The sequence below is a fragment of the Rhizobium ecuadorense genome (assembly GCF_001187535.1).
In the GTDB taxonomy this organism is placed as follows: Bacteria; Pseudomonadota; Alphaproteobacteria; order Rhizobiales; family Rhizobiaceae; genus Rhizobium; species Rhizobium ecuadorense.
Genome location: NZ_LFIO01001688.1, coordinates 1 through 250, shown reverse-complemented (window position 1 = coordinate 250; position 250 = coordinate 1). Strand labels below are relative to the sequence as shown.

The window sequence follows — 250 nt, the reverse complement described above, 5'->3', positions numbered from 1 at the left end:
AATGATGTCCTCCTCCAGCGCGCGGGCAATGCTTAGATCATCATGCTCGATGCCGTCTTCGCGGCTTTCGTTGAGCGTCTGCAATGTCATCTCCTCTGAAGCATAACCCCGAAAACCGGATTCGATTTTCGGAAAGGGATTATGCGCCAATCTAAAGTGATAGAGCGTCCTGGACGCGCGGCGCTCTAACGGCGAGCCATGTTACAGTGGATTGCGTTCCGGGTCGAACCGGCTCAAGCGATAGATATCC

General features: G+C 54.0%; 1 pseudogene. It reads right to left on the bottom strand.

The window, feature by feature from the left end:
- Positions 1-84 (bottom strand): annotated as a pseudogene (locus tag AF337_RS46350) (GntR family transcriptional regulator); the annotation flags it as partial.
- Positions 85-250: the final 166 nt, after the last annotated feature.